This is a genomic window from Pseudomonas sp. TE12508 (assembly GCF_056279485.1).
The window spans coordinates 18235-39634 of the sequence record NZ_JBWCCN010000007.1; the positions used below are offsets into that span (position 1 = coordinate 18235).

Genomic DNA, 21400 nt, shown 5'->3' on the forward strand with positions numbered 1-21400 from the left:
CTCTAAAAACGCCAAGAAAGCGAGATGTCATGCACATGGACGTACAGATCAAGCCGATGTCGGTCGGCACGCTATTGCTCCTGATTTCATCAGTACCAGGCCCAGCCCAGGCGCTTTATCTGGAAACCGGCAAACCCGGCGACGCAGCCAGTTGGCGCTCGACAGAGTTCCAGCGCGATTGGGGCCTGGCGCGCATGCAGGCCGATCAAGCCTATGCCGCCGGCATCACCGGCAAGGGCGTGAAAATCGGCGCGCTGGATTCCGGTTTCGATTCCAGCCATCCCGAATTTGCCGCAGACCGTTATCACGCGGTGACGGCCAGCGGCAGCTATGTCGACGGCTCAGCGTTCAACGTCGACGGCACGCTCAACACCAACAACGACTCCCACGGCACCCACGTCACCGGCACCATGGGCGCTTCCCGGGATGGCACCGGCATGCACGGCGTGGCGTACAACGCGCAAATCTACGTTGGCAACACCAACAAGAACGACAGTTTCCTGTTCGGCCCCAACCCCGACCCGCGCTACTTCACTGCGGTCTATAACGCCTTGGCGGATGCTGGCGTACGCGCGATCAACAACAGCTGGGGCAGTCAGCCGCCGGACGTCAGCTACCGAACCCTCGACGACCTGCACGCTGCCTACGCCCAGCACTGGAACAAAGGCACCTGGCTCGACGCCGCCGCCGACGTTTCGCGGCGTGGCGTGATCAACGTGTTCAGCGCCGGCAACAGCGGCTACCCGAATGCCAGCGTGCGTTCGGCCTTGCCGTACTTTCAGCCGGACCTGGAAGGCCACTGGCTGGCGGTGTCGGGGCTGGATCAAAGCAATCGGCAGAAATACAACCAGTGCGGGATCGCCAAATATTGGTGTATCACAACGCCCGGCGCGAAGGTCGACAGCACCATTCCCGGTGGCGGTTACGCGATCAAATCCGGCACCTCCATGGCCGCGCCGCATGCCACCGGCGCATTGGCGCTGGTGATGGAACGCTATCCGTACATGAACAACCAGCAGGCGCTGGAGGTGCTGCTGACCACCGCGACCCAGCTCGACGGCTCAATCACCGACGCACCGGGCACGCGCATCGGTTGGGGCGTGGCCAACCTCGAACGGGCGATGCGCGGGCCGGGGCAATTGCTCGGGTCGTTCGACGCCAATCTGGGGGCCGGGCAAAGCGATGTCTGGAGTCATGACATCACGGACAAGGCGCTGATTCAGCGCCAGGCCGAAGACGCCGCCGAACGCAGCGCCTGGCAACAGGAATTGCTGGACAAAGGCTGGCAGAGCGGTGTGCCGGTCGGTGCCAGTCAGCAGGATCAGACCGACTACGCGGTGGGCATGGCTCGTGATTCCGCCGCCGCCAACCGAGTCTACGAAGGCAGCCTGATCAAGTCCGGTGCCGGGCGGTTGATGCTGACCGGTGACAACACTTATCGCGGCCCGACCACGGTCAACGGCGGTTTGCTGGCGGTGAACGGCTCGCTGACGTCGGCGGTGACCGTCAATGACAGCGGCACTCTCGGCGGTAACGGACGGATCGCTGCCTTGACCGCCAATGCCGGTGGCACCGTGGCACCCGGTAACTCCATCGGTACGTTGCAAGTCAGCGGCGATGTGATGTTTGCACCGGGTTCGACTTATGCCGTCGAACTGTCACCCACCAGCAGCGACCAGATTATTGCCGGCGGTACGGCCACGATCAGTGGCGCCACCGTGAACCTGTCCCTGGAAAACAGCCCGACCTTGCTCAGCACCCAACAAGTGCAAAGCCTGCTGGGCCATCAGTACAACATCTTGCAAGCGGCGGGCGGCATTCAAGGCCAGTTCGGCGCGGTGCTGCCCAACTACCTGTTCATCGGCGGCAGCCTCGATTACGCCGCGACTGGCATTCAGTTGAGCGTTGAGCGTAACGCCACACCCTTCGCCAGCGTCGGGCAAACGCCGAATCAGCGTAATGTCGCGGCCGCTGTGGAAGGGCTTGGCGCGGGTAACGCCGTCTACGAAAGCCTATTGCTGTCGCCGACCGCCAGTTCAGCGCAACAGGCCTTCCAGCAGTTGTCGGGGGAAATCTACCCGGCGCTGGGCTCGGTGTTGATCAATGACAGCCGTTATCTGCGTGATGCGGTCGGTGAGCGTCTCAACGAAGCCAACGGTTCCCGAAGCAACGGCTGGATCAAAGCACTGGGCGCCTGGGGCAAGACCGATGGCAGCCACGACACCGCCGGCTACACCACGTCGATTGGCGGTTTGCTGGCCGGTGTCGATGGCGCAGTGGATGACGAAACCCGTGTCGGCCTGGTCGCCGGTTACAGCGATAGCTCGGTCAGCATGGGCTCCGGAACTCATTCATCAGCGCAGGTCGACAGTTATCACCTGGGCGCCTATGCCGGCCACGAACTGGGCGCCTGGCGTCTGAGTGCCGGGGGGGCCTACAGCTGGCATCGGGCCGACATCAAACGTGACCTGCAATACGGCGACGTCAGTGCCAAACAGAAAACCAAGGTCGACGCCGGGACCACCCAGCTATTCGGCGAAGCGGCCTATCGCTTGAACCTGCAAGCACTGGCCTTGGAGCCATTCGCCAATCTGGCTTACGTGCACCTCGACACCGAGGGCTTCACCGAAAAAGGTGACGCCGCCGCGCTCAAAAGCAGTGGCGACCGGCGTGACGCGGTACTCAGCACCTTGGGCGTACGCGCACTGAAAACAGTAACGCTGTCCGGTCAGCAACAACTGGACCTGAGCGGCAGCCTCGGTTGGCAGCACAACCTGAGCAACACCGACTCCGAGGAACACCTGGCGTTCGCCAGCGGTGGCACTCCGTTCGTGGTGCAAAGCTCGCCACTGGTTCGCGATGCGGCGCTGGTGGGCGCCCATGCCAGCCTGGCCTTGAGCCGGGATGTTCGGTTGAACCTTGATTACACCGGCCAACTGGCCAGCCGCGAGAAGAGCCACGGCGTCGGGCTGAGTCTCAATTGGCAGTTTTAACGGCAGCGAAGGGATTGCCCTCATGCCTAGTCAAGGTGCGCAAACCTGTGGGAGCGAGCCTGCTCGCGATGACGGCGGAACATTCAGCATCAATATTGACTGACCCGACGCTATCGCGAGCAGGCTCGCTCCCACAGGTTCCGTGCCTTGACTGACAGGAATTGGGTGGGCCTTGAGGCACAAGGATTTTGGCAACATAACTAAGGATGGTCGCTGGATGAGAGCTGAAAACAACAATTCGCCCGCTCGGTCGGGCAGCACGTTTACTACTTTAAAAACCCTCAATCGCGCCTTGCTCTGCGCATTGGCCACCCTGGGCACCGCACACGCGGTGCCCTACGTGGAAAACGGCAGGACAGGCGATCCCGATAGCTGGCGCAGCACAGAGTTCAACGCCGATTGGGGGCTGGGGGCGATCAACGCTCAGGAGGCCTACGCCGCCGGTTACACCGGCAAAGGCGTGAAGCTGGGGATTTTCGATCAACCGGTTTACGCCTTGCACCCGGAGTTTTCCGGGGCCAATAAGGTGATAACCCTGGTCACCAGCGGCATCCGCGAATACACCGACCCATATATTCCGGTCAAAGCCGGGGATGCCTTTCTGTATGACGGTTCGCCCTCGTTGGGCTCCAACGGCAAACTCGGTGCCCACGGCACTCACGTTGGCGGGATCGCCGCGGGCAGTCGCGATGGCGGCCCGATGCACGGCGTTGCCTTTGGTGCGCAAATCATCAGTGCCGACAACGGTGACCCGGGCCCGGAAGACGGGATCATTCGCGGCAACGACGGCGCGGTGTACAAGGCCGGTTGGGATGCCCTGATCGCCAGCGGCGCGCGGATCATCAACAACAGCTGGGGCATCGGCATCACTGATCGCTTCGACCTGGGTGGTCGGGATCCGGCGTACCCGCACTTCACCGTGCAAGACGCACAACTGCAATTCAACGAGATCCAGACCTTGCTGGGGACCAAACCCGGCGGTGCCTACGACGGCGCCATCGCGGCGGCCCGCAGTGGCATCGTGACGATCTTCGCCGCCGGCAACGACTACAACCTCAACAACCCGGATGCCATCGCCGGTCTCGGTTATTTCGTCCCGGAGATCGCGCCGAACTGGATGACCGTCGCCGCGTTGCAGAGAAATCCGGACACCAGCAGTCCCGACCCTTACAACATCAGTACGTTTTCGTCACGCTGCGGCTATACCGCGAGCTTCTGCGTGTCGGCACCGGGCAGCCGCATCTACAGCTCGATCATCAGCGGCACCAATGCCGATGACCTGAGCACCGGCTACGCCAATTACAACGGCACCTCCATGGCGGCGCCGCACGTTGCAGGCGCGGTGGCGGTATTGATGGAACGCTTCCCGTACATGACCGGCGCGCAAGTCGCCAGCGTACTGCGCACCACTGCCACCGATCTCGGCGCACCCGGCGTCGACTCGCTGTACGGCTGGGGCATGATCAACCTGCGCAAAGGCATCGATGGCCCGGCGATGTTCGTGACCGAGCAGGACATTCCCGAGGAATTCCGCATCGACGGCGCCTACGGATCCAGCCAGTTTGTCGCGGACTTGCCGGGTATCGGCGCGATCATCGACGCCGGCAAACCCACCGAGCGTGTGTGCAATGACGTGCATTGCGGGCTCGACGTGTGGCGCAATGACATTTCCGGCCATGGCGGCCTGACCAAGCAGGGCATCGGCACACTGGTGCTGACCGGCGCCAATACCTACGCCGGCCCGACCCTGGTCAATCAGGGCCGATTGGCCATCAACGGTTCGCTGCTGTCGGCCGTCACCGTCAATGACAGCGGGATCCTCGGCGGTAACGGCAGCATCGCGGCGCTGACCGCGAAAAGCGGCGGTACCGTGGCGCCCGGCAACTCCATCGGTACCTTGCAGGTGGCGGGCGACGTGACTTTCGAGCCTGGCTCGACCTACGCCGTAGAGCTGTCGCCCACCAGCAGCGACCAGATCATTGCCGGCGGCAAGGCTGTGATCGAAGGCGCAACGGTTAGCCTGTCTCTGGAAAACAGCCCGACATTGCTGACCACCAGCGAAGCGAAATCCCTGCTCGGCAATCAGTACAACATTCTGCAAGCGGCCGGTGGGATCGAAGGGCGCTTCGGTGCAGTGGTGCCGGACTACCTGTTCCTCGGCGGCACCCTCGACTACTCGGCTGGCGGCATTCAACTGGCGGTGGTGCGCAACGCGACCTCCTTCACCAGCGTTGGCCAAACCCCGAACCAACGCGCCGTGGCCGCTGCCGCCGAGCAGTTGGGCGCAGGCAATCCGCTCTACGAAACCCTGCTGTTGTCGCCGACCGCCGCTGTCGCGCAACAAGCGTTCCAGCAACTCTCCGGGGAAATTCATCCGGCAATCGGCACGCTGCTGATTAATGACAGCCGCTACTTGCGCGATGCAGTCGGCGAGCGTCTGCGTGAGCACGATTTGTTCGACGCCGGGGCTCCCACCGATGACCGCAGCAACGCCTGGCTCAAAGTGCTCGGCGCCTGGGGCAAGAGCGATGGCGGGCATGACAACGCCAGTTCCAACAGCTCCATTGGCGGGCTGCTGGCCGGTGTCGATGGCTTGATCACTGAAGATACCCGACTGGGTTTCGTCACCGGTTATAGCGACAGCTCGTTGAGCATGGGCGATGGCACGCACTCGTCGGCCTCGGTCGACAGCTACCACTTGGGTGCGTACCTGGGCCATGAAATCGACGCGTTGCGCCTGAGCGTCGGTGGTGCTTACAGCTGGCATCGCATCGACGTCAAACGTGACCTGCAATTTAACGGTGTCAGCGGCAAGCAGAAATCCAAACGCGATGCGACCTCCGCGCAACTGTTCACCGAAGCGGCGTATCGCCTGGACCTGCAACCGATCGCTCTGGAGCCGTTCGTCAATCTGGCTTATGTGCATTTGAACACTGAAAGCTTTAGCGAAAAAGGTGACGCCGCCGCACTCAAGGGCGGTGAAAACAACCGCGACGTGGTGCTCTCGACCCTTGGCCTGCGGGCGAGCAAAGCCATTGCGTTGTCCGACCAGCAACAGCTGGAACTGTCCGGCACGCTCGGCTGGCAGCACAACCTGAGCAACACCCGTTCCGAAGACCACTTGGCCTTCGTCAATGGCAACACCGCGTTCAGCGTGCAAAGCGTGTCCATGGACCGCGATGCCGCGGTAGTCGGTGCCCGTGCCGGATTGGCGCTGGGCCGCGATACCCGTTTGAACCTGGATTACAACGGGCTGCTCGGCTCCCGGGAAAAAGACCACGGTGTGGGCCTGACCCTGGACTGGCAGTTCTGATTTGACGCTAAGGAAGCAAGAACATGGGACTGTTTGATTACAAAAATGCCGGCAGTGAGGCCGGCAAGGCGCTGTACTCCGACGCGATCACGCTGACGCTCTACGCGTACACGCCAACCGGACAGCCACTGCCGGCGACCGCTTGGGCGCCGATTGGCGCCACAGCGTTGGGCTATCAGGGCAACGTCGGGGCTCAAGGCACCTTCTATGGCGAGAAGGACGGCTTCACCAGCGCCGAAGCCGAAGTGCTCGGTAAATACGACGAGGCAGGCAAGCTGATCGGCATCGGTATCGCCTTCCGTGGCACCGGTGGCCTGGGGTACAGCGACACCTTCGGCGACATGAAAAACAATCTGCTGGCCGCGGTCGGCCCGGTGGATTACGCGACGAACTACGCGAAAAACGCCTTCGACACTTTGCTCAAAGACGTCGCCGCGTTTGCCATCGCCCACGGCCTGAGTGCCAAGGATGTCTTGGTCAGCGGGCATAGCCTTGGCGGGTTAGGGGTCAACAGCCTGGCGGAGTTGAGCGGAAACAATTGGGGCGGTTTCTTCAAGGACGCCAACTACATCGCCTTCGCCTCGCCGACCCAAAGTGCCACCGGCAACAACGTGCTGAATATCGGCTACGAAAACGACCCGGTGTTTCGAGTGCTCGACGGCACCACGTTCAGCAGTGGCTCGCTGGGCAAGCACGATGGTCATCAGGATTCGGCAACCAACAACATCGTCAACTTCAATGACCAATACGCCTCCACCGCGCAGAACCTGGTGCCGTTCAGCATTCTCAATCCGCTGAACTGGTCAGCCCACGGTTCGTTGGGCTATGCCGACGGCTTGAACCGGGTGATCGACTCGCGCTTCTACGACCTCACCGACAAGGACTCGACGCTGATCGTGTCGAACCTGTCGGAATCGTCCCGAGGCAGTACCTGGGTCGAAGACCTGGGCCGTAGCGGCGAGCCGCACACCGGCAGCACCTTCATCATTGGCACCGACAGCAATGACTGGCTCAAGGGCGGCGCGGGCAATGACTTCATCGAAGGTCGCGACGGTAACGATCGGTTCCGCGATGACGGTGGCTACAACCTGCTGCTGGGCGGCAAGGGCAGCAACACCTTCGAGCTGCAGAAGCCGTTGCAGAACTTCAGCTTTGCCAATGACGGCGACGGCACGCTGTACGTGCGCGATGCCTACGGCGGCATCAGCATGACCCGCGACATCGGCGCGCTGGTGAGCAAGGAGTCGGGTTCGTGGTGGGGTAGCAAGGAGGTGACCTACAGCGTCACCGCCAATGGCTTGCTCAATGGCACGGAACTGACCCATTACAACCACTCGCTCAACGGCGATGCCTATGGCAATACGCTGGTGGCCAGCGTCGACGGTGACTGGCTGTTCGGCAATGCTGGTGACGACCTGCTGCGCAGCGACAAGAGCCACGTGACCTTCGTCGGTGGCGCGGGCAATGACGTGATGCAGGCCTCGGGGGGCGGCAACAACACCTTCCTGTTCAGCGGGGCCTTCGGCTTCGACGCGATCAATGGGTATCAGGGCAGCGACAAACTGGTGTTCATGGGCGTCCAGGGCGCGGGGCAGGGCTATGACTACACCCAGCACGCGACCCAGGCCGGCAACGACACTGTGCTCAAGATTGGCGATTACGCCGTAACGCTGGTGGGCGTAGGTCTGGATAATCTCTCGGCTTCGGGAATTACGTTTGCGTAAAAGCTGCATGCACTAAAGGCTCCGGGGCGCCTCGTGATTGAGGCGTCCTGGCTGTGAGCTATCTCTGACAATTCCAACAAAGAGAGAGGCAATACCAATGGGTGTGTATGACTACAAGAACTTCGGCACAGCAGACTCCAAGGCGTTGTTCAGCGACGCCATGGCGATCACGCTGTATTCCTATCACAACCTCGACAACGGTTTCGCCACCGGTTACCAGCAAAACGGCTTCGGCCTGGGCTTGCCGGCAACCCTGGTCACCGCGCTGATCGGCGGCACCGATTCCCAGGGCGTCATTCCCGGCATTCCCTGGAACCCCGATTCGGAAAAGGCTGCTCTCGAAGCCGTGCAAAAAGCCGGCTGGACGCCGATCACCGCCGCGCAATTGGGCTATGACGGCAAGACCGACGCTCGCGGAACCTTCTTCGGCGAGAAGGACGGTTACACCAGCGCCCAAGTGGAGATCCTCGGCAAGTACGACGCCCAGGGTCATCTCACCGAAATCGGCATCGCTTTTCGCGGCACCAGTGGCCCGCGGGAAATCCAGATCGGCGACTCCATCGGTGATGTGATCAACGACCTGATGGCAGCGCTAGGGCCAAAGGATTATGCGAAAAACTACGTAGGTGAAGCCTTCGGCAATCTGCTCAGTGACGTTGCAGCGTTTGCCCAGGCCAATGGGCTTTCGGGCAAGGACGTACTGGTCAGCGGCCACAGCCTCGGCGGGTTGGCGGTCAATAGCCTGGCGGACTTGAGCAGCGATAAGTGGTCCGGTTTTTACCAGGATTCCAACTACATCGCCTATGCCTCGCCGACCCAAAGCAGCAGCGACAAAGTGCTGAACATCGGTTATGAAAACGACCCGGTGTTCCGCGCCCTCGATGGCTCGTCGTTCAACCTGGCCTCGGTAGGCGTGCACGATGCCGCCAAGGATTCGACGACCGATAACATCGTCAGCTTCAACGACCACTACGCCTCGACGGCGTGGAACGTGCTGCCGTATTCCATCCTCAACATCCCCACCTGGATCTCGCACTTGCCCACCGGTTACGGCGACGGCATGACCCGGGTGCTGGAGTCGCAGTTCTACGACCTGACCAGCAAGGATTCGACCATCATCGTCGCCAACCTCTCGGACCCGGCGCGCAGCAACACCTGGGTCCAGGATTTGAACCGCAACGCCGAAACCCATAAAGGCAGCACCTTCATCATCGGCAGCGACGGCAATGACCTGATCCAGGGCGGCAAGGGCAGCGACTACCTGGAAGGCCGCGACGGTAACGACACCTTCCGCGATAGCGGCGGCTACAACATCCTGTTGGGCGGCAAGGGCAGCAACGTGCTGGACCTGCAGGAGTCGGTGAAGAACTTTGTCTTCGCCAATGACGGTGCCGGCAACCTGTACGTGCGCGACGCCAATGGCGGCATCAGCATCACTCGCGACATCGGCAGCATCGTCACCAAAGAGCCGGGTTTTCTCTGGGGGGTGTTCAAGGATGACGTGACCCACAGCGTCACCGGCAATGGCCTTGTGACCGGCAGCAACCTGACCCAGTACGCCTCAAGCGTGAAGGGCACGACCGGCGCCGACACCCTCAATGCGCACGCAACCGGCGACTGGATGTTTGGCTTCGATGGCAACGACCATTTGATCGGCAGCACCGGCAACGACGTGTTTGTCGGCGGGGCGGGTAATGACCTGCTGGTATCAGGCGGCGGGGTCGACACGTTCCTGTTCAGCGGGGCGTTTGGCCAGGATCGGGTGGTGGGCTATCAAGCCAATGACAAACTGGTATTCCTAGGGGTTCAGGGCGTTGCGCCGAACGATGACTACCGGGCCCATGCCACGGCGGTAGGGCAGGATACGTTGCTGACGTTTGGCAGTGATTCGGTGACCCTGGTGGGTGTCGGGCTGGACAGTTTGTCCGGTGGGGGGATTGTAATCGCCTGAGGGTAGCGGGGCGCCTGTCAGGGCCCTATCGCGAGCAGGCTCGCTCCCACAGGGATTTTGTGAACAATGAAAATCCAATGTGGGAGCGAGCCTGCTCGCGATGAACGATAACGCGGTAGATCGGTGACTCACTGGTCACTCCCGGACTCCAATACCTGCACCAACAGGAATCTGGCACTAAACCATCAGCCCACATACTCGTTATACTATAACGCAGGTGCTGCATGCCGCCATTCGAGTACAGGAGATTTAGCAACGTGAGTAACAGCAAGAGGTACACCTTCGGGCTGGCGCTGGCCTTTATATCGGCAACAGCCGCCGCAGAACTGCCTCAAAGCTCGATTCTGACCCGTTACGGGGTCACCTCCGATCAACTGCCAGAACCGGCCGCGATCGAAACCGCCAAACCTGCCAAACCCATCGAAGAAAAAACTCGCTTTCAAATCCAGCCGGAACAGCCCTGGGTGACAGTGCGCCTGGGCGACGGTAAACAACCGCAGGAAACCGGCAATATCAGTATCGATCGTTCGATGCAGCAAGAACGGGAGCGTTGTCAGCGGATGCAGGAACAACTGATCCGGCAAGGAGGGCAGTCCCTCTCCTGCGATAACAGCATTCCAGGGATTCACTGAGCAATGACCGCAACGGGCGTTGCCGGGCTGAAGCAACAGGGCCGAGCCCACTGACCACGACATGAGTGACTGATATGACCCTATCCACAAGCCTGGCAGGGCAGGCGGGAAGTGTTTCTTCTGCGCTTGCCTGCAGCGCTGCAAAAACCAATACCCGGATGCTCGCCATCGATGCCCTGCGCGGCTTTGTCATGCTCTGCATGCTGGTCGACCATGTGCGGGAAACCTTTTTGCTGCACCGCCAGGTGACCGACCCGATCGACGCCTTGAGCGTGACCCCGGACCTGTTCTTCACCCGACTGCTGAGCACCCTCTGCGCCCCGGTGTTCATCTTCCTCACCGGTTTGTCGGCCTGGCTCTACAGCCAGAAACACACGGCCAACGAGACGTCGGTGTTCCTGCTCAAGCGCGGGCTGTTCCTGGTGTTTCTGGAGCTTACGTTCGTGTGCTTCGCCTGGAACGCCGAGTTCCCGCCCAAGACATTGTGGTTGCAAGTGATCTGGTGCATCGGCATTTGCATGATCGTGCTCGCCGGGTTGCTGCACTTCAAACGCGGTTGGCTGATCGTGCTCGGGGTGGCGATTGTCGCCGGGCACAACCTGCTCGATGGCGTGACCGTGGGGCCGGAGTCGCCGTTCTTTGTGCCGTGGTCAATCCTGCATCAGCGGGTGTTCATCGACATCACCGAGTTCACCCGGGCTCGCACCACCTATCCGGTGTTGCCGTGGATCGGGGTGATTCTGCTGGGCTGGGCCATCGGGCCATGGTTCGGCAAGGACATGGAACCGGCGGAGCGGATTTCACGGTTGCTGAAAGTCGGCTGCGGCCTGCTGGTGGCCTTCGTGTTCATCCGCTACTTGAATGTTTATGGCGAGAAGCCTTGGGTGCAAACCGGTGAGTCGCTGCGCACTTTCATGAGTTTCCTGAGCGCGAAGAAGTACCCGCCATCGCTGATGTTCCTGATGCCGACGCTTGGTCTGGGGTTGATTCTTTTGGCGTTGTTCGAGAAAGCTCAGGATCGCTGGTCCACCGCGACCTTGGCGATCTACGGCGGTGCGCCGATGTTTTTCTATTTGCTGCACCTGTACGTGCTCAAGGCGATGTACTTGATGGCCGTCGCGATTTGGGGCACCAATCAGGGCACTTATTACGGCTTCGACAACCTGCCTATGGTCTGGCTATGGAGCGTGATCCTCGGGGTGTTGCTGTTCTTCCCGACGCGCTGGTTCGCCAACCTCAAACAGCGCCGTCGCGATATCGCGATTCTCAAATATCTCTGATCAAAGACTGCGTCCGCCGGGAAATTTGAGCGACGAAGAACCTGTGGGAGCGTGGCTTGCCCGCGAAGAACGATGACGCGTGATACCTGACAAACCGCGGTGAATTTTTCGCGGGCAAGTCACGCTCCCACAGGATATTCGTCGTTTAGCCCGTCAGGGGCTCAGTCTTCCTTGCGAACCGTGGCCACGTCATCGGCCCGGACTTTCACCTTTGCCCCGGAAATATCTTCAAACTCAAAGAAGCCGTCCTCGGTCTTGGTATTCGGCATGTCCTTGGTCAAATACTGAGTGCCGTTCTGCAGGGTAACAACCGTTGGCGTCGAGCAACCGGCCAGGGCCAGAAAGGCCGCTACTGCCAAGGGCAAACCCAGAGTCTTGATATTCATACACACCTCTCATCACTGAATAAAAACAGCTCGACAGCCCCGCTTGAGGTCAATCGTCGCTGTACCTCTAACGCGGTTGGTGCGATGGAATGGCAGAAAGTTCGATGGTCACCCGAAAATTGCCGAATAGCGTCGCCACTGATCCTTTTCCGTTTGCACCGGGTGGGGCATAGCTGGTATCTGTACGCATAACCAGTACTCGTTTGCCATGGCCCTTTTTGCCCGTGATTGTAAATCCTCTCGACGACCCGTTCTATTACTTGAACAACTTCATGCAAGTGCTTGATTGGCTTGAACATCGCTATGCCGATGTATTGAGCGTCGAGGAGCAGGATTTCATCCGCGACTTCAATCGACTGCCCCGCGAGTCCCAGGCCCTGCTGGTCAGGCTGGTGATGCGCAAGGGCGTGCATTTCAGGGCCGGCAAATTGAGTTACGCCGAGATCGGCGACATCGACAGCGCTGCGGCGCCGCTACTGGCATCGGGCTGGATCGATGAGCAGTCGCCGTTGCACATCGAGGACTTGTTCGAAGTGTTGCTCAAGGCCGAGATTCTCCAATGCTTCGGCAGCGTCATCGATCAGCCCAAAGGCAAAAAGACTGATTGGCTGCCGGCCCTGAGCGAGCAGTTTCCCGAAGCACACAGTTTTGCCCAATGGTGTCCGGCACTGAATGATCGATTGTTCAGCCTGACGGTCATGGGCCTGTGCGACCGATTGCGGCTGATGTTCTTCGGCAATCTTTACCAGGACTGGTCGGAATTCGTGCTGGCCGATCTGGGCATCTTTACCTACGAAAAAGTCGAGTTCTGTGCCGAGTCCCGTGGCTTGCGCAGTCGCGAGGACGTCGATGCCTGCCTGTTTCTGCACTTCTGCCAGCAGCGTTTCGAGGCCGGTGAAGAGGTGGCGGACATTGTCGAGCAGATCAACGGGCTGGAACTCGACAATCCCTGGCTGCAAAAACGTCGGGGCAAACTGCTGTTCCAGATCGGCCAGCATTGCGAGCGCGTCGCGGATTTTTCCACTGCCCTGAACCTCTACCGCGAATGCGCCTACCCCGGCGCGCGTCTGCGGTTGATTCGCGTGCTGGAGCGCTGTGCTGAATATCAACTGGCCATGGACCTGGCCACCCACGCCGAGCAAGCCCCTGAAAGCGCCGCCGAGCATCAGTATCTATTGCGTGTGCTGCCCAGACTGCGGCGCAAGTTGGGTGGGCCGCCGATCAAGCGGCCAGCCCCTCGGGCCATGCAGCGTCTGGACCTGCAACTGCCCCGGCACGATCCGGCGTTGTCGGTGGAGTCTTACGTTCAGGCCCACCTGGCGGACGATTCAGCGCCGGTGCATTACGTCGAGAACAGCCTGATCAATTCACTGTTCGGGTTGCTGTGCTGGCCGGCGATCTTCGCGCCGTTGCCGGGGGCGTTTTTTCACCCGTTCCAGCGCGGTCCGGTGGACCTGCTCAACGAAGACTTTCATGCGCGGCGCGCGGATCTGTTTCAGGCCTGCCTCGCCGAACTCGATGACGGGCGTTATGTGCAAACTGTCCGCGAGCGTTACAGCGCCAAGTGGGGCGTGCAGTCGCCGTTCGTATTCTGGGGCGCGCTGAGTGAGGAACTGCTGGAGCAGGCACTTGCCTGTCTGCCCGCCGAACACCTCAAGCACTGGTTCAATCGCCTGCTGCTCGACATCAAGGCCAACCGCGCCGGCATGCCGGACCTGATTCAGTTTTGGCCGCAAGACAAAACCTACCGGATGATCGAAGTCAAAGGCCCCGGCGATCGGCTACAAGACAATCAATTGCGCTGGCTGGAGTTCTGTCACGAACACCAGATGCCGATTGCCGTGTGCTACGTGCAATGGGCGGAGCAGGGCGCGTGAGCTACAGCATTGCGGTGCGGGCGCTGTGTGAATTCACCGCCAAGGTTGGCGACCTCGACCTGCGTTTCACTCCGTCGCCGACCGCGCTGGAAGGCATCGTCGGGCATCGCACCGTGGCGTCACGGCGCAGCGAGGGTTACCAGAATGAAGTCGCGCTTGAGGGCCAGTATCGAACCTTGACCGTGAAAGGTCGGGCAGACGGCTACGATCCGGCGCAAAACTGCCTCGAAGAAATCAAGACCTACCGTGGTGACCTGAGCAAGCAACCGGCCAATCACCGGCAGTTGCACTGGGCGCAGGCGAAGATCTACGGCGCGTTGATGTGCCAGAAACTGCAGTTGGAGCAGATTAATCTGGCGCTGGTGTACTTCGACATCGTCAGCGAAAAGGAAACCTGTCTGGCCGAGGCCTTCAGCGCCGCCGAACTACAGCTGTTCTTCGAACACCATTGCGGGTTGTTCCTGCATTGGGCCGAACAGGAAATGGCCCATCGCGAAGGGCGCAATCTGGCGGCGCAACAGCTGGCATTTCCCCATGCCGATTTTCGTCCCGGGCAACGGCATCTGGCCGAATCGGTGTTCAAGGCGGTCAGCACCGGTCGTTGCCTGATGGCCCAGGCACCGACCGGTATCGGCAAGACCGTTGGCACGCTGTTCCCGATGCTCAAGGCCCTGGCGCCGCAACAACTGGACAAGGTGTTTTTCCTCACGGCGAAAACTCCGGGGCGCAAATTGGCGCTGGACGCCGCTCAGGTCATCCTCGACAGCGCCGATGCTCCACCCTTGCGAGTTCTCGAAATGATCGCCCGGGACAAGGCTTGTGAGCACCCGGACAAGGCCTGCCATGGCGAGTCCTGCCCGTTGGCCCAGGGTTTTTATGATCGTCTGCCGGCCGCACGTCAGGCCGCCAGCCAATTGAGCCTGCTGAACCAGAGCGCCTTGCGCGAGGTTGCCCGGCAGCATGACGTTTGTCCCTACTACCTCAGCCAGGAAATGGCCCGCTGGGCGGACGTGGTGGTCGCCGACTACAACTATTATTTCGACTTCAGTGCGTTGCTGTTCGGGCTGGCCCAGGCCAATAACTGGAAAGTCGCGGTGCTGGTGGATGAAGCCCACAATCTGGTGGAGCGTGGCCGGCAGATGTACAGCGCCAGTCTCGACCAGGCGACGTTGAACAGCGTGCGAAAAACCGCGCCTGATGCACTGAAGAGATCCTTGCAGCGGGTCAATCGCGAATGGAATGCGCTGCATGATCAGCAACTCAGCCCCTATCAGGCCTACGACAAAGCCCCGGAAAAACTGCTTCAGGCGCTGTCCTTATGCTGCGCGAGCATCGGCGACTACCTGAACGATCATCCCCAAGGCCTGGACAGCGGATTACAGAATTTTTACTTCGACATGCTGCAATTCGGCCGCGTGGCTGAACTGTTCGATGAGCATTTCCTGTTCGACATCAGCAAACGCGACCTCGAGCGCAAGCGCAACCTGTCGCAACTGTGCCTGCGCAATGTGGTGCCGGCCGCTTTCATTCGCCCGCGCCTGACTGCTGCGCGTAGCGCTGTGCTGTTTTCCGCCACCCTGAGCCCTCGGCATTACTACGCGGATTTGCTGGGAACACCGGCGAACACGGTGTGGATCGATGTGGAGTCGCCATTTCACGCCGATCAGCTGCAAGTGCACATCGTCAGCCAGATTTCGACCCGCTTTGTCCACCGTCAGGCGTCCCTTGAGCCCATCGTCGAGCTGATTGCCAAACAGTTCACCCAACGCCCCGGTAACTACCTGGCGTTCTTCAGCAGCTTCGATTATTTGCAGCAAGTGGCGCAGTTGCTGGCCGAGCGGCATCCGTACATCACGCTGTGGTTGCAGTCCCGGGGAATGGGGGAAGGGCCGCGTCAGGCGTTTCTCGATCAATTCACCCTCCATGGTCAGGGCGTCGGGTTTGCGGTGCTGGGTGGCGCATTCGGCGAAGGCATCGATTTACCCGGCGCGCGGTTGATTGGTGCATTCATTGCCACACTGGGGCTGGCGCAACTCAATCCGGTCAACGAACAGATGAAACAGCGCATGGCGGCGATTTTCGGTGCCGGGTATGACTACACCTACCTGTTTCCTGGCGTGCAGAAAGTCGTGCAAGCAGCGGGGCGGGTGATCCGCACTCAGCAGGATCAAGGGGTAGTGATGCTGATTGATGACCGATTTGGCGAGAGCAAGGTCAAGCAATTGCTGCCGCGCTGGTGGTCGATGAAATCGGCGCCTTTTTAGTCTGTTGAGTAGTGTCCTCACCACGTATTGGTTTTTTGGAATTTCCAAACGAGCGGTTTGTCGCATACTCCAGAAGAACAACAATAAGGACAGGGCTCCATGAGCGATGACCGGACCAAGATCAATGCCATCGAGGAGATGCGCTTTCGTCTGCTGATCGATGCCGTGGTGGACTACGCGATCTACATGATTGACCCCGATGGCATCATCACCAGTTGGAACGCTGGCGCCAAGCGTTTCAAAGGGTATGAGGAGGCGGAGATTCTTGGTCAGCATTTCTCGCGTTTTTATACCGAAGAGGACCGCAAGGCCGGTTTGCCTCAGCGCGCCCTTGATACCGCCATTCACGAAGGGCGTTTCGAGGGCGAAGGTTGGCGGGTTCGCAAGGACGGCACGCATTTCTGGTCCCACGTCATCATCGATCCCATTCGCGATCCGTCGGGCAAATTGCTGGGTTTTGCCAAGATCACCCGGGATTTGACCGACCGCAAAATGGCCGAAGAAACCCTCAAGCAAAGCGAGCAGCAGTTCCGGCTGCTGGTGCAAAGCGTCACCGACTACGCCATCTACATGCTCGCCCCGGATGGACGCGTGACCAACTGGAATCTGGGGGCTCAGCGAATCAAGGGCTACCGGCCCGAAGAAGTTATCGGCCAGCATTTCTCGATGTTTTACACCCCTGAGGACCGCGAAGCCGGTGAACCCCAGCGTGCGCTGGAGATCGCTACACGCGAGGGGCGATTCGAAAACAAGGCCTGGCGCGTGCGCAAGGACGGCACGCGGTTTTTCGCGCATGTCGTGGTCGACCCGATTTGGGGCGAAACCGGCACGTTGCTGGGATTTGCCAAAATCACTCGGGACATCACCGAGGTGACCCAAGCCCAGCAAGCCCTTGAGAAAACCCGCGAAGCGTTGTTTCAGGCGCAAAAGATGCAGGCCATCGGGCAGCTCAGCGGGGGGATCGCCCACGACTTCAATAATCTGCTGACTGTTATTCTCGGCAATCTGGAAATCGTTCGTAAACGTGCGGCAGACGACCCGAGAATTACCCGTTTACTCGACAACGCCACTCAAGGCGCCTTGCGTGGCGTTTCCTTGACCCAGCGCATGCTGGCGTTTGCCAGGCGTCAGGAACTCAAGACCGAATCCGTTGAGATACCAGCACTGATACAGGGGATTACCGGGCTGATGCGCAGCTCCCTGGGGCCTGCGGTGAGCATAGAAACCCGCTTTGCTCCCGAACTCGAACCGGTGATGGCCGACGTCAACCAGCTGGAGCTGGCGGTGCTGAATCTGGCGACCAACGCCCGTGATGCCATGCCCGATGGTGGGAAACTCATCATCAGCGCCCAGACACATGAGGTCCACGATCAGAAGTTATCCCTGACGGCAGGTCGTTATGTCTGCCTGAGTGTCACGGATACGGGGGAGGGCATGGATGACGCTACCCTGGCGTCGGCCATGGACCCCTTCTTCACCACCAAAGGCGTCGGTAAAGGCACTGGCCTGGGGTTGTCGATGGTTCATGGGTTTATAGAGCAATTGGGAGGACGCTTCATTCTGAAAAGCCGGAAGGACGTCGGCACCACGGCTGAACTCTGGTTACCCGTTGCACTCGCCAACTCGACCACCACACCCGCTATCGAGGAAACAGCCATGTCGCGGGTGCCTCGTCTGTGTGTGTTGGTCGTGGACGACGACAGCCTGGTGTTGACCAGTACCAGCCTGTTGCTCGAGGACCTCGGCCATCGGGTGATCAGTGCCTCGTCCGGCGCGCAGGCGCTGGAGCTATTCGACAGTGAGCCCGCGATTGACCTGGTCATTACGGACATGGCGATGCCCAAAATGAACGGCGAGCAATTGGCGAAGATTATCCGCAACATCAGGCCACAGCTGCCGATCATCCTCGCCACCGGTTACGCCGAGCGTCTGGAAGGCTTGGCGGCCAGACTCCCACGCCTGTCCAAACCCTTTACCCAACTCAATCTGGTGGAAATCATTGCCCTGGTGATGAAGTGACCGTTGCCCTCATGTAAACCTTTGTGGCGAGCGAGCTTGCTCGCGTTGGGCTGTGTAGCGGCCCCAAAAATCTGACAATCATTGCCGATTTTTGTGAGCGCTACGCACTCAAGCGCGAGCATGCCTCCCTCGCCACAGGTTTCTCACTGATTCAAGACTCTCGTAAGTGATTCGCCGGGCTTTGCTATTCCCCCCATCAAGCCGCGAGGCTGGACGCGCCCAGCTCTTTTTTGTACCGGGCTTTCAGGCTTTCCATCTCAACACCCAATTCGTCGAGCGTCGCTTTGCCCAGCAGCTTTTTGGCCTGAGGAAACATTTCCTTTTCCTCTTCTTCGATGTGATGTTCGAGCAACTCCTTGATCACTTTCACTCGACCGGCGAATTCGATGCTCGCGGGATCGGTGGTTTTCAGGTCGGGAAGCACCAGCGAATCGACGGTGCGATGTTCTTCCTTGGCTTCGTAATACATCACATCCTGTTCCTTGCCCCCGGCCTTTTTATACGCCGGGTACAAGACTTCTTCTTCCAAGCGGGTATGGATCGAAATCTCCATTTCCAGCTTGGCCAGCAACTCGGTGCGTTTTTTAACCCCACGCTCGGTGGATTCGCTCAGCCGGGTCAGGATGTCTTTTACGCGTTCATGGTCGGCTTTCAACAGGTCAATGGCGTTCATGATCGAACCTCTTGTTTAGTCACGGGTCAAGCGCAAACGGTCTTCCTGCCGTTGTCGCTCACACTGCTGGAGCATTTCCCGTGCCTGTTTTAAAGGTTAAGAAAACCCAAATAAAAACAATCAGTTGCTATGAATTTTAACTGGCCATTATCGTGCAGCCTGCATGAATCCAGTTTGCTGTTCAGTGCAGGTTGACCGACGTTCGTCAGACGTCCTGCTGATTGCGCCGCTCATAACGGGCCAGCATCGGTTGAGTGCTGATGCCATGCACCAGAATGCTGAGCGCCACCACCGACAACGTCAGGTCGGTGCACAGCGTCGCCGCCGCCGGACCGAGGTCATGGTTCAAGGCGTAGAACAGGTAATAAAAGCTCCCGATGCCGCGAATCCCGAACCAGCCGATCAACAGCCGCTGGCGACCGTCCAGCAATCGCCCCCACGGCATGATCCATACACACAAGGGGCGAATGGCACAGAACAACACCAGTGCAACCACCAACGCTCGCCAATCCCAGTGGCCCACCAGCACCACGCCCAGCAGGGTGACCAGAAACACTTCCATGGCCCGTTCCACCAGGCTACCGAATGCCAGCATGTCGCCCATCATGATGCCCGCCGCGACTTGGGTTTCTGGCAGATTCGCCACGTCGCCGTGGACGGCAGCCTCAGGTTCGACGTTCTGGTGGCCGACCACCGGTTGCACCAGATGCTCGGCGGGAATCAAAGTGTCACCGGTGGATTTGACTTCGGCCTGGCGCAACCCGAGGCCGGCGGCGAACACCGACAGAAAGCCATAGCCATTGATCTCCTCGGCCGCCACGTAAGCGAGGGCGATCAGGGCCAGGGTCAGGTAATCGTTGGGAGAAATGGTGCTGTCGGCATTGCGGATGCGCATCGACAAGGTCAAGCGACCGATGCCGTGGCCCATCCAGTAACCGGTCAACAAACCGACCGGCACGGCCCACAGCACACTTTTCAATGCCCAGTCACTGAGCCAGGCCTCGCTATTGCCGCTCTGTTGCACAAACAGCAAGCCGAGGATCACGAAAGGGAAGGCGATGCCGTCGTTGAGGCCCGCTTCACCGGAGAGCCCGAAACGCACCTTGTCGTAATCCCTGGCGTCGTTGACTTGCACCAGCGAGGCCAGTACCGGATCGGTGGGGGCCAGAATCGCCCCGATCAGCAACGACGGCCCCCACGCCAGGGCAAAACCGTAATGCAGTAGCAGGCAGACGCCAATGATGGTCAAGATCATCACCGGTCCCGCCAGGCCGAACGCCACCCGCCATCGAAGATCCTTCAGCGGCAGGCGCAATTTGAGTCCGCAGACAAACAGCGAAAAGAGCACCGCGACTTCCGTCAGGTGCTCCATCCAGATCGCCGCATCCTTGATATCCAGCTTCAGCAGGCCCAGGCCACCCGGACCGATCGCCACGCCCAGCGCCAGGCACACCGCCGACGTGGTCACCGGCATCCAGCGCAAATAGGAAGAGGTCAGTGCCAGGGTCAGCAGCACCGCACCCAACACCGCCACCCATACAATGAAGCTCATGCCCGGTTCTCGGAGGTGTACCGCCGACCGCCGTTGAATGGCGGACTCAGGAAAATCAAACGCCAGTCACGCGCAAGTACTCAGGCCCCAGGTAGTTGAACCAGAGCAGAATCATCTCCACCAAAATAGTCACCAGCACCAATAGCCCGACGCCCCATACGCTCGCCGCATTCAGCAGACCTTGCTCCTTGCGCTCATGCATGAAGATCGGCAAGCCGACGAACAGCAGAAACGTTGAATAGAGGGAGGCGGCCCCCAGCACGGTGATCGCCAGCCAGCGGCTCGGATAGAGCCCGGCGATGCCTGCGAGGAAAAACGGGGTGACGGTGTAGGCGGCAAAACCGATGCACTGATTGACGGTGGGGCGTGAATCGAAGGTGCGCGACATCCAGCGGATGAACAGCCCCATCAGCACCACGCCAACAATGATGCTCAGGTACAGCAGCCCGCAGAGTTGCAGGGCGCTGGTGGTACTGAGCTTGACCGTTTCGTTCTCGGCCAGGCTCCAGCCGACGTAGGTAGTCCCGATAAACAGGCACACGGCGGGGATCAAGGCGAGCACCAGCAAATGAGCGAGGTAATGGCGCGGATGCGCTTCCTCATCCTTACGAATATCTGTCCAGACGAAATTGGGCTGAGTGAACAGCCTGACGAAATGTGCGGACATGACGACCTCCAGATACAAGCGGCCCGGCATAGGGGCCCCTAGAAGTATTGAGGTGCATCCGTCGCCAGG

General features: G+C 60.0%; 13 protein-coding genes. 9 read left to right on the top strand and 4 right to left on the bottom strand.

The features are described from left to right. The first annotated feature begins 35 nt into the window (after positions 1 to 35). From eprS to ACZ9IM_RS11090, 6 genes are all read left to right on the top strand, one after another. The gene (gene eprS / locus ACZ9IM_RS11065; protein WP_476224054.1) at positions 36 to 2993 is read left to right on the top strand and encodes an autotransporter serine peptidase EprS; all 2958 of its coding nucleotides are present in this window, start codon (positions 36 to 38) and stop codon (positions 2991 to 2993) included. 217 nt (positions 2994 to 3210) lie between these two features. Then, positions 3211 to 6306: an autotransporter domain-containing protein gene (locus ACZ9IM_RS11070; protein ID WP_476223896.1), complete on the top strand. Its 3096-nt coding sequence runs from the start codon at positions 3211 to 3213 to the stop codon at positions 6304 to 6306. Between the two features lie 23 nt (positions 6307 to 6329). After that, positions 6330 to 8030 (top strand): polyurethane esterase, encoded by a 1701-nt coding sequence (locus ACZ9IM_RS11075; protein WP_476223897.1) that lies wholly within the window; start codon positions 6330 to 6332, stop codon positions 8028 to 8030. A gap of 97 nt (positions 8031 to 8127) precedes the next feature. Then, a complete protein-coding gene (locus ACZ9IM_RS11080) occupies positions 8128 to 9981 on the top strand; it encodes a polyurethane esterase (protein ID WP_476223898.1) in 1854 nt (617 codons plus the stop codon). Positions 9982 to 10238: 257 nt separating this feature from the next. Next, positions 10239 to 10613, top strand: a complete 375-nt coding sequence (locus ACZ9IM_RS11085) for a hypothetical protein (protein WP_476224055.1) — start codon at positions 10239 to 10241, stop codon at positions 10611 to 10613. A 74-nt stretch (positions 10614 to 10687) separates the two neighbouring features. Further along, complete coding sequence (locus tag ACZ9IM_RS11090) at positions 10688 to 11893, top strand: acetyltransferase domain-containing protein (protein WP_476223899.1); 1206 nt, start codon at positions 10688 to 10690, stop codon at positions 11891 to 11893. A 161-nt stretch (positions 11894 to 12054) separates the two neighbouring features. Here ACZ9IM_RS11090 and ACZ9IM_RS11095 read toward each other — a convergent pair whose 3' ends face one another. Continuing rightward, positions 12055 to 12279 (bottom strand): YgdI/YgdR family lipoprotein, encoded by a 225-nt coding sequence (locus ACZ9IM_RS11095; protein ID WP_007902349.1) that lies wholly within the window; start codon positions 12277 to 12279, stop codon positions 12055 to 12057. A gap of 224 nt (positions 12280 to 12503) precedes the next feature. Between ACZ9IM_RS11095 and ACZ9IM_RS11100 the strand changes: the two genes are divergently transcribed. From ACZ9IM_RS11100 to ACZ9IM_RS11110, 3 genes are all read left to right on the top strand, one after another. After that, a complete protein-coding gene (locus ACZ9IM_RS11100; protein ID WP_476223900.1) occupies positions 12504 to 14156 on the top strand; it encodes a VRR-NUC domain-containing protein in 1653 nt (550 codons plus the stop codon). Beyond that, positions 14153 to 16420, top strand: coding sequence for an ATP-dependent DNA helicase (locus tag ACZ9IM_RS11105; RefSeq protein ID WP_476223901.1), 2268 nt, complete (start codon positions 14153 to 14155; stop codon positions 16418 to 16420). The genes ACZ9IM_RS11100 and ACZ9IM_RS11105 overlap by 4 nt, the downstream gene beginning before the upstream one ends. 99 nt (positions 16421 to 16519) lie before the next feature. Then, positions 16520 to 18439 (top strand): hybrid sensor histidine kinase/response regulator, encoded by a 1920-nt coding sequence (locus ACZ9IM_RS11110; protein ID WP_476223902.1) that lies wholly within the window; start codon positions 16520 to 16522, stop codon positions 18437 to 18439. Between the two features lie 196 nt (positions 18440 to 18635). Here the strand turns inward: ACZ9IM_RS11110 and ACZ9IM_RS11115 are convergent, their stop codons facing one another. From ACZ9IM_RS11115 to ACZ9IM_RS11125, 3 genes are all read right to left on the bottom strand, one after another. Beyond that, complete coding sequence (locus ACZ9IM_RS11115) at positions 18636 to 19112, bottom strand: hemerythrin domain-containing protein (RefSeq protein ID WP_476223903.1); 477 nt, start codon at positions 19110 to 19112, stop codon at positions 18636 to 18638. Positions 19113 to 19317: 205 nt separating this feature from the next. Next, on the bottom strand, positions 19318 to 20664 hold the full coding sequence (locus tag ACZ9IM_RS11120; protein ID WP_427623866.1) for a cation:proton antiporter: 1347 nt from the start codon (positions 20662 to 20664) through the stop codon (positions 19318 to 19320). 55 nt (positions 20665 to 20719) lie between these two features. Continuing rightward, positions 20720 to 21331: a Yip1 family protein gene (locus ACZ9IM_RS11125; RefSeq protein ID WP_427623868.1), complete on the bottom strand. Its 612-nt coding sequence runs from the start codon at positions 21329 to 21331 to the stop codon at positions 20720 to 20722. Positions 21332 to 21400: the final 69 nt, after the last annotated feature.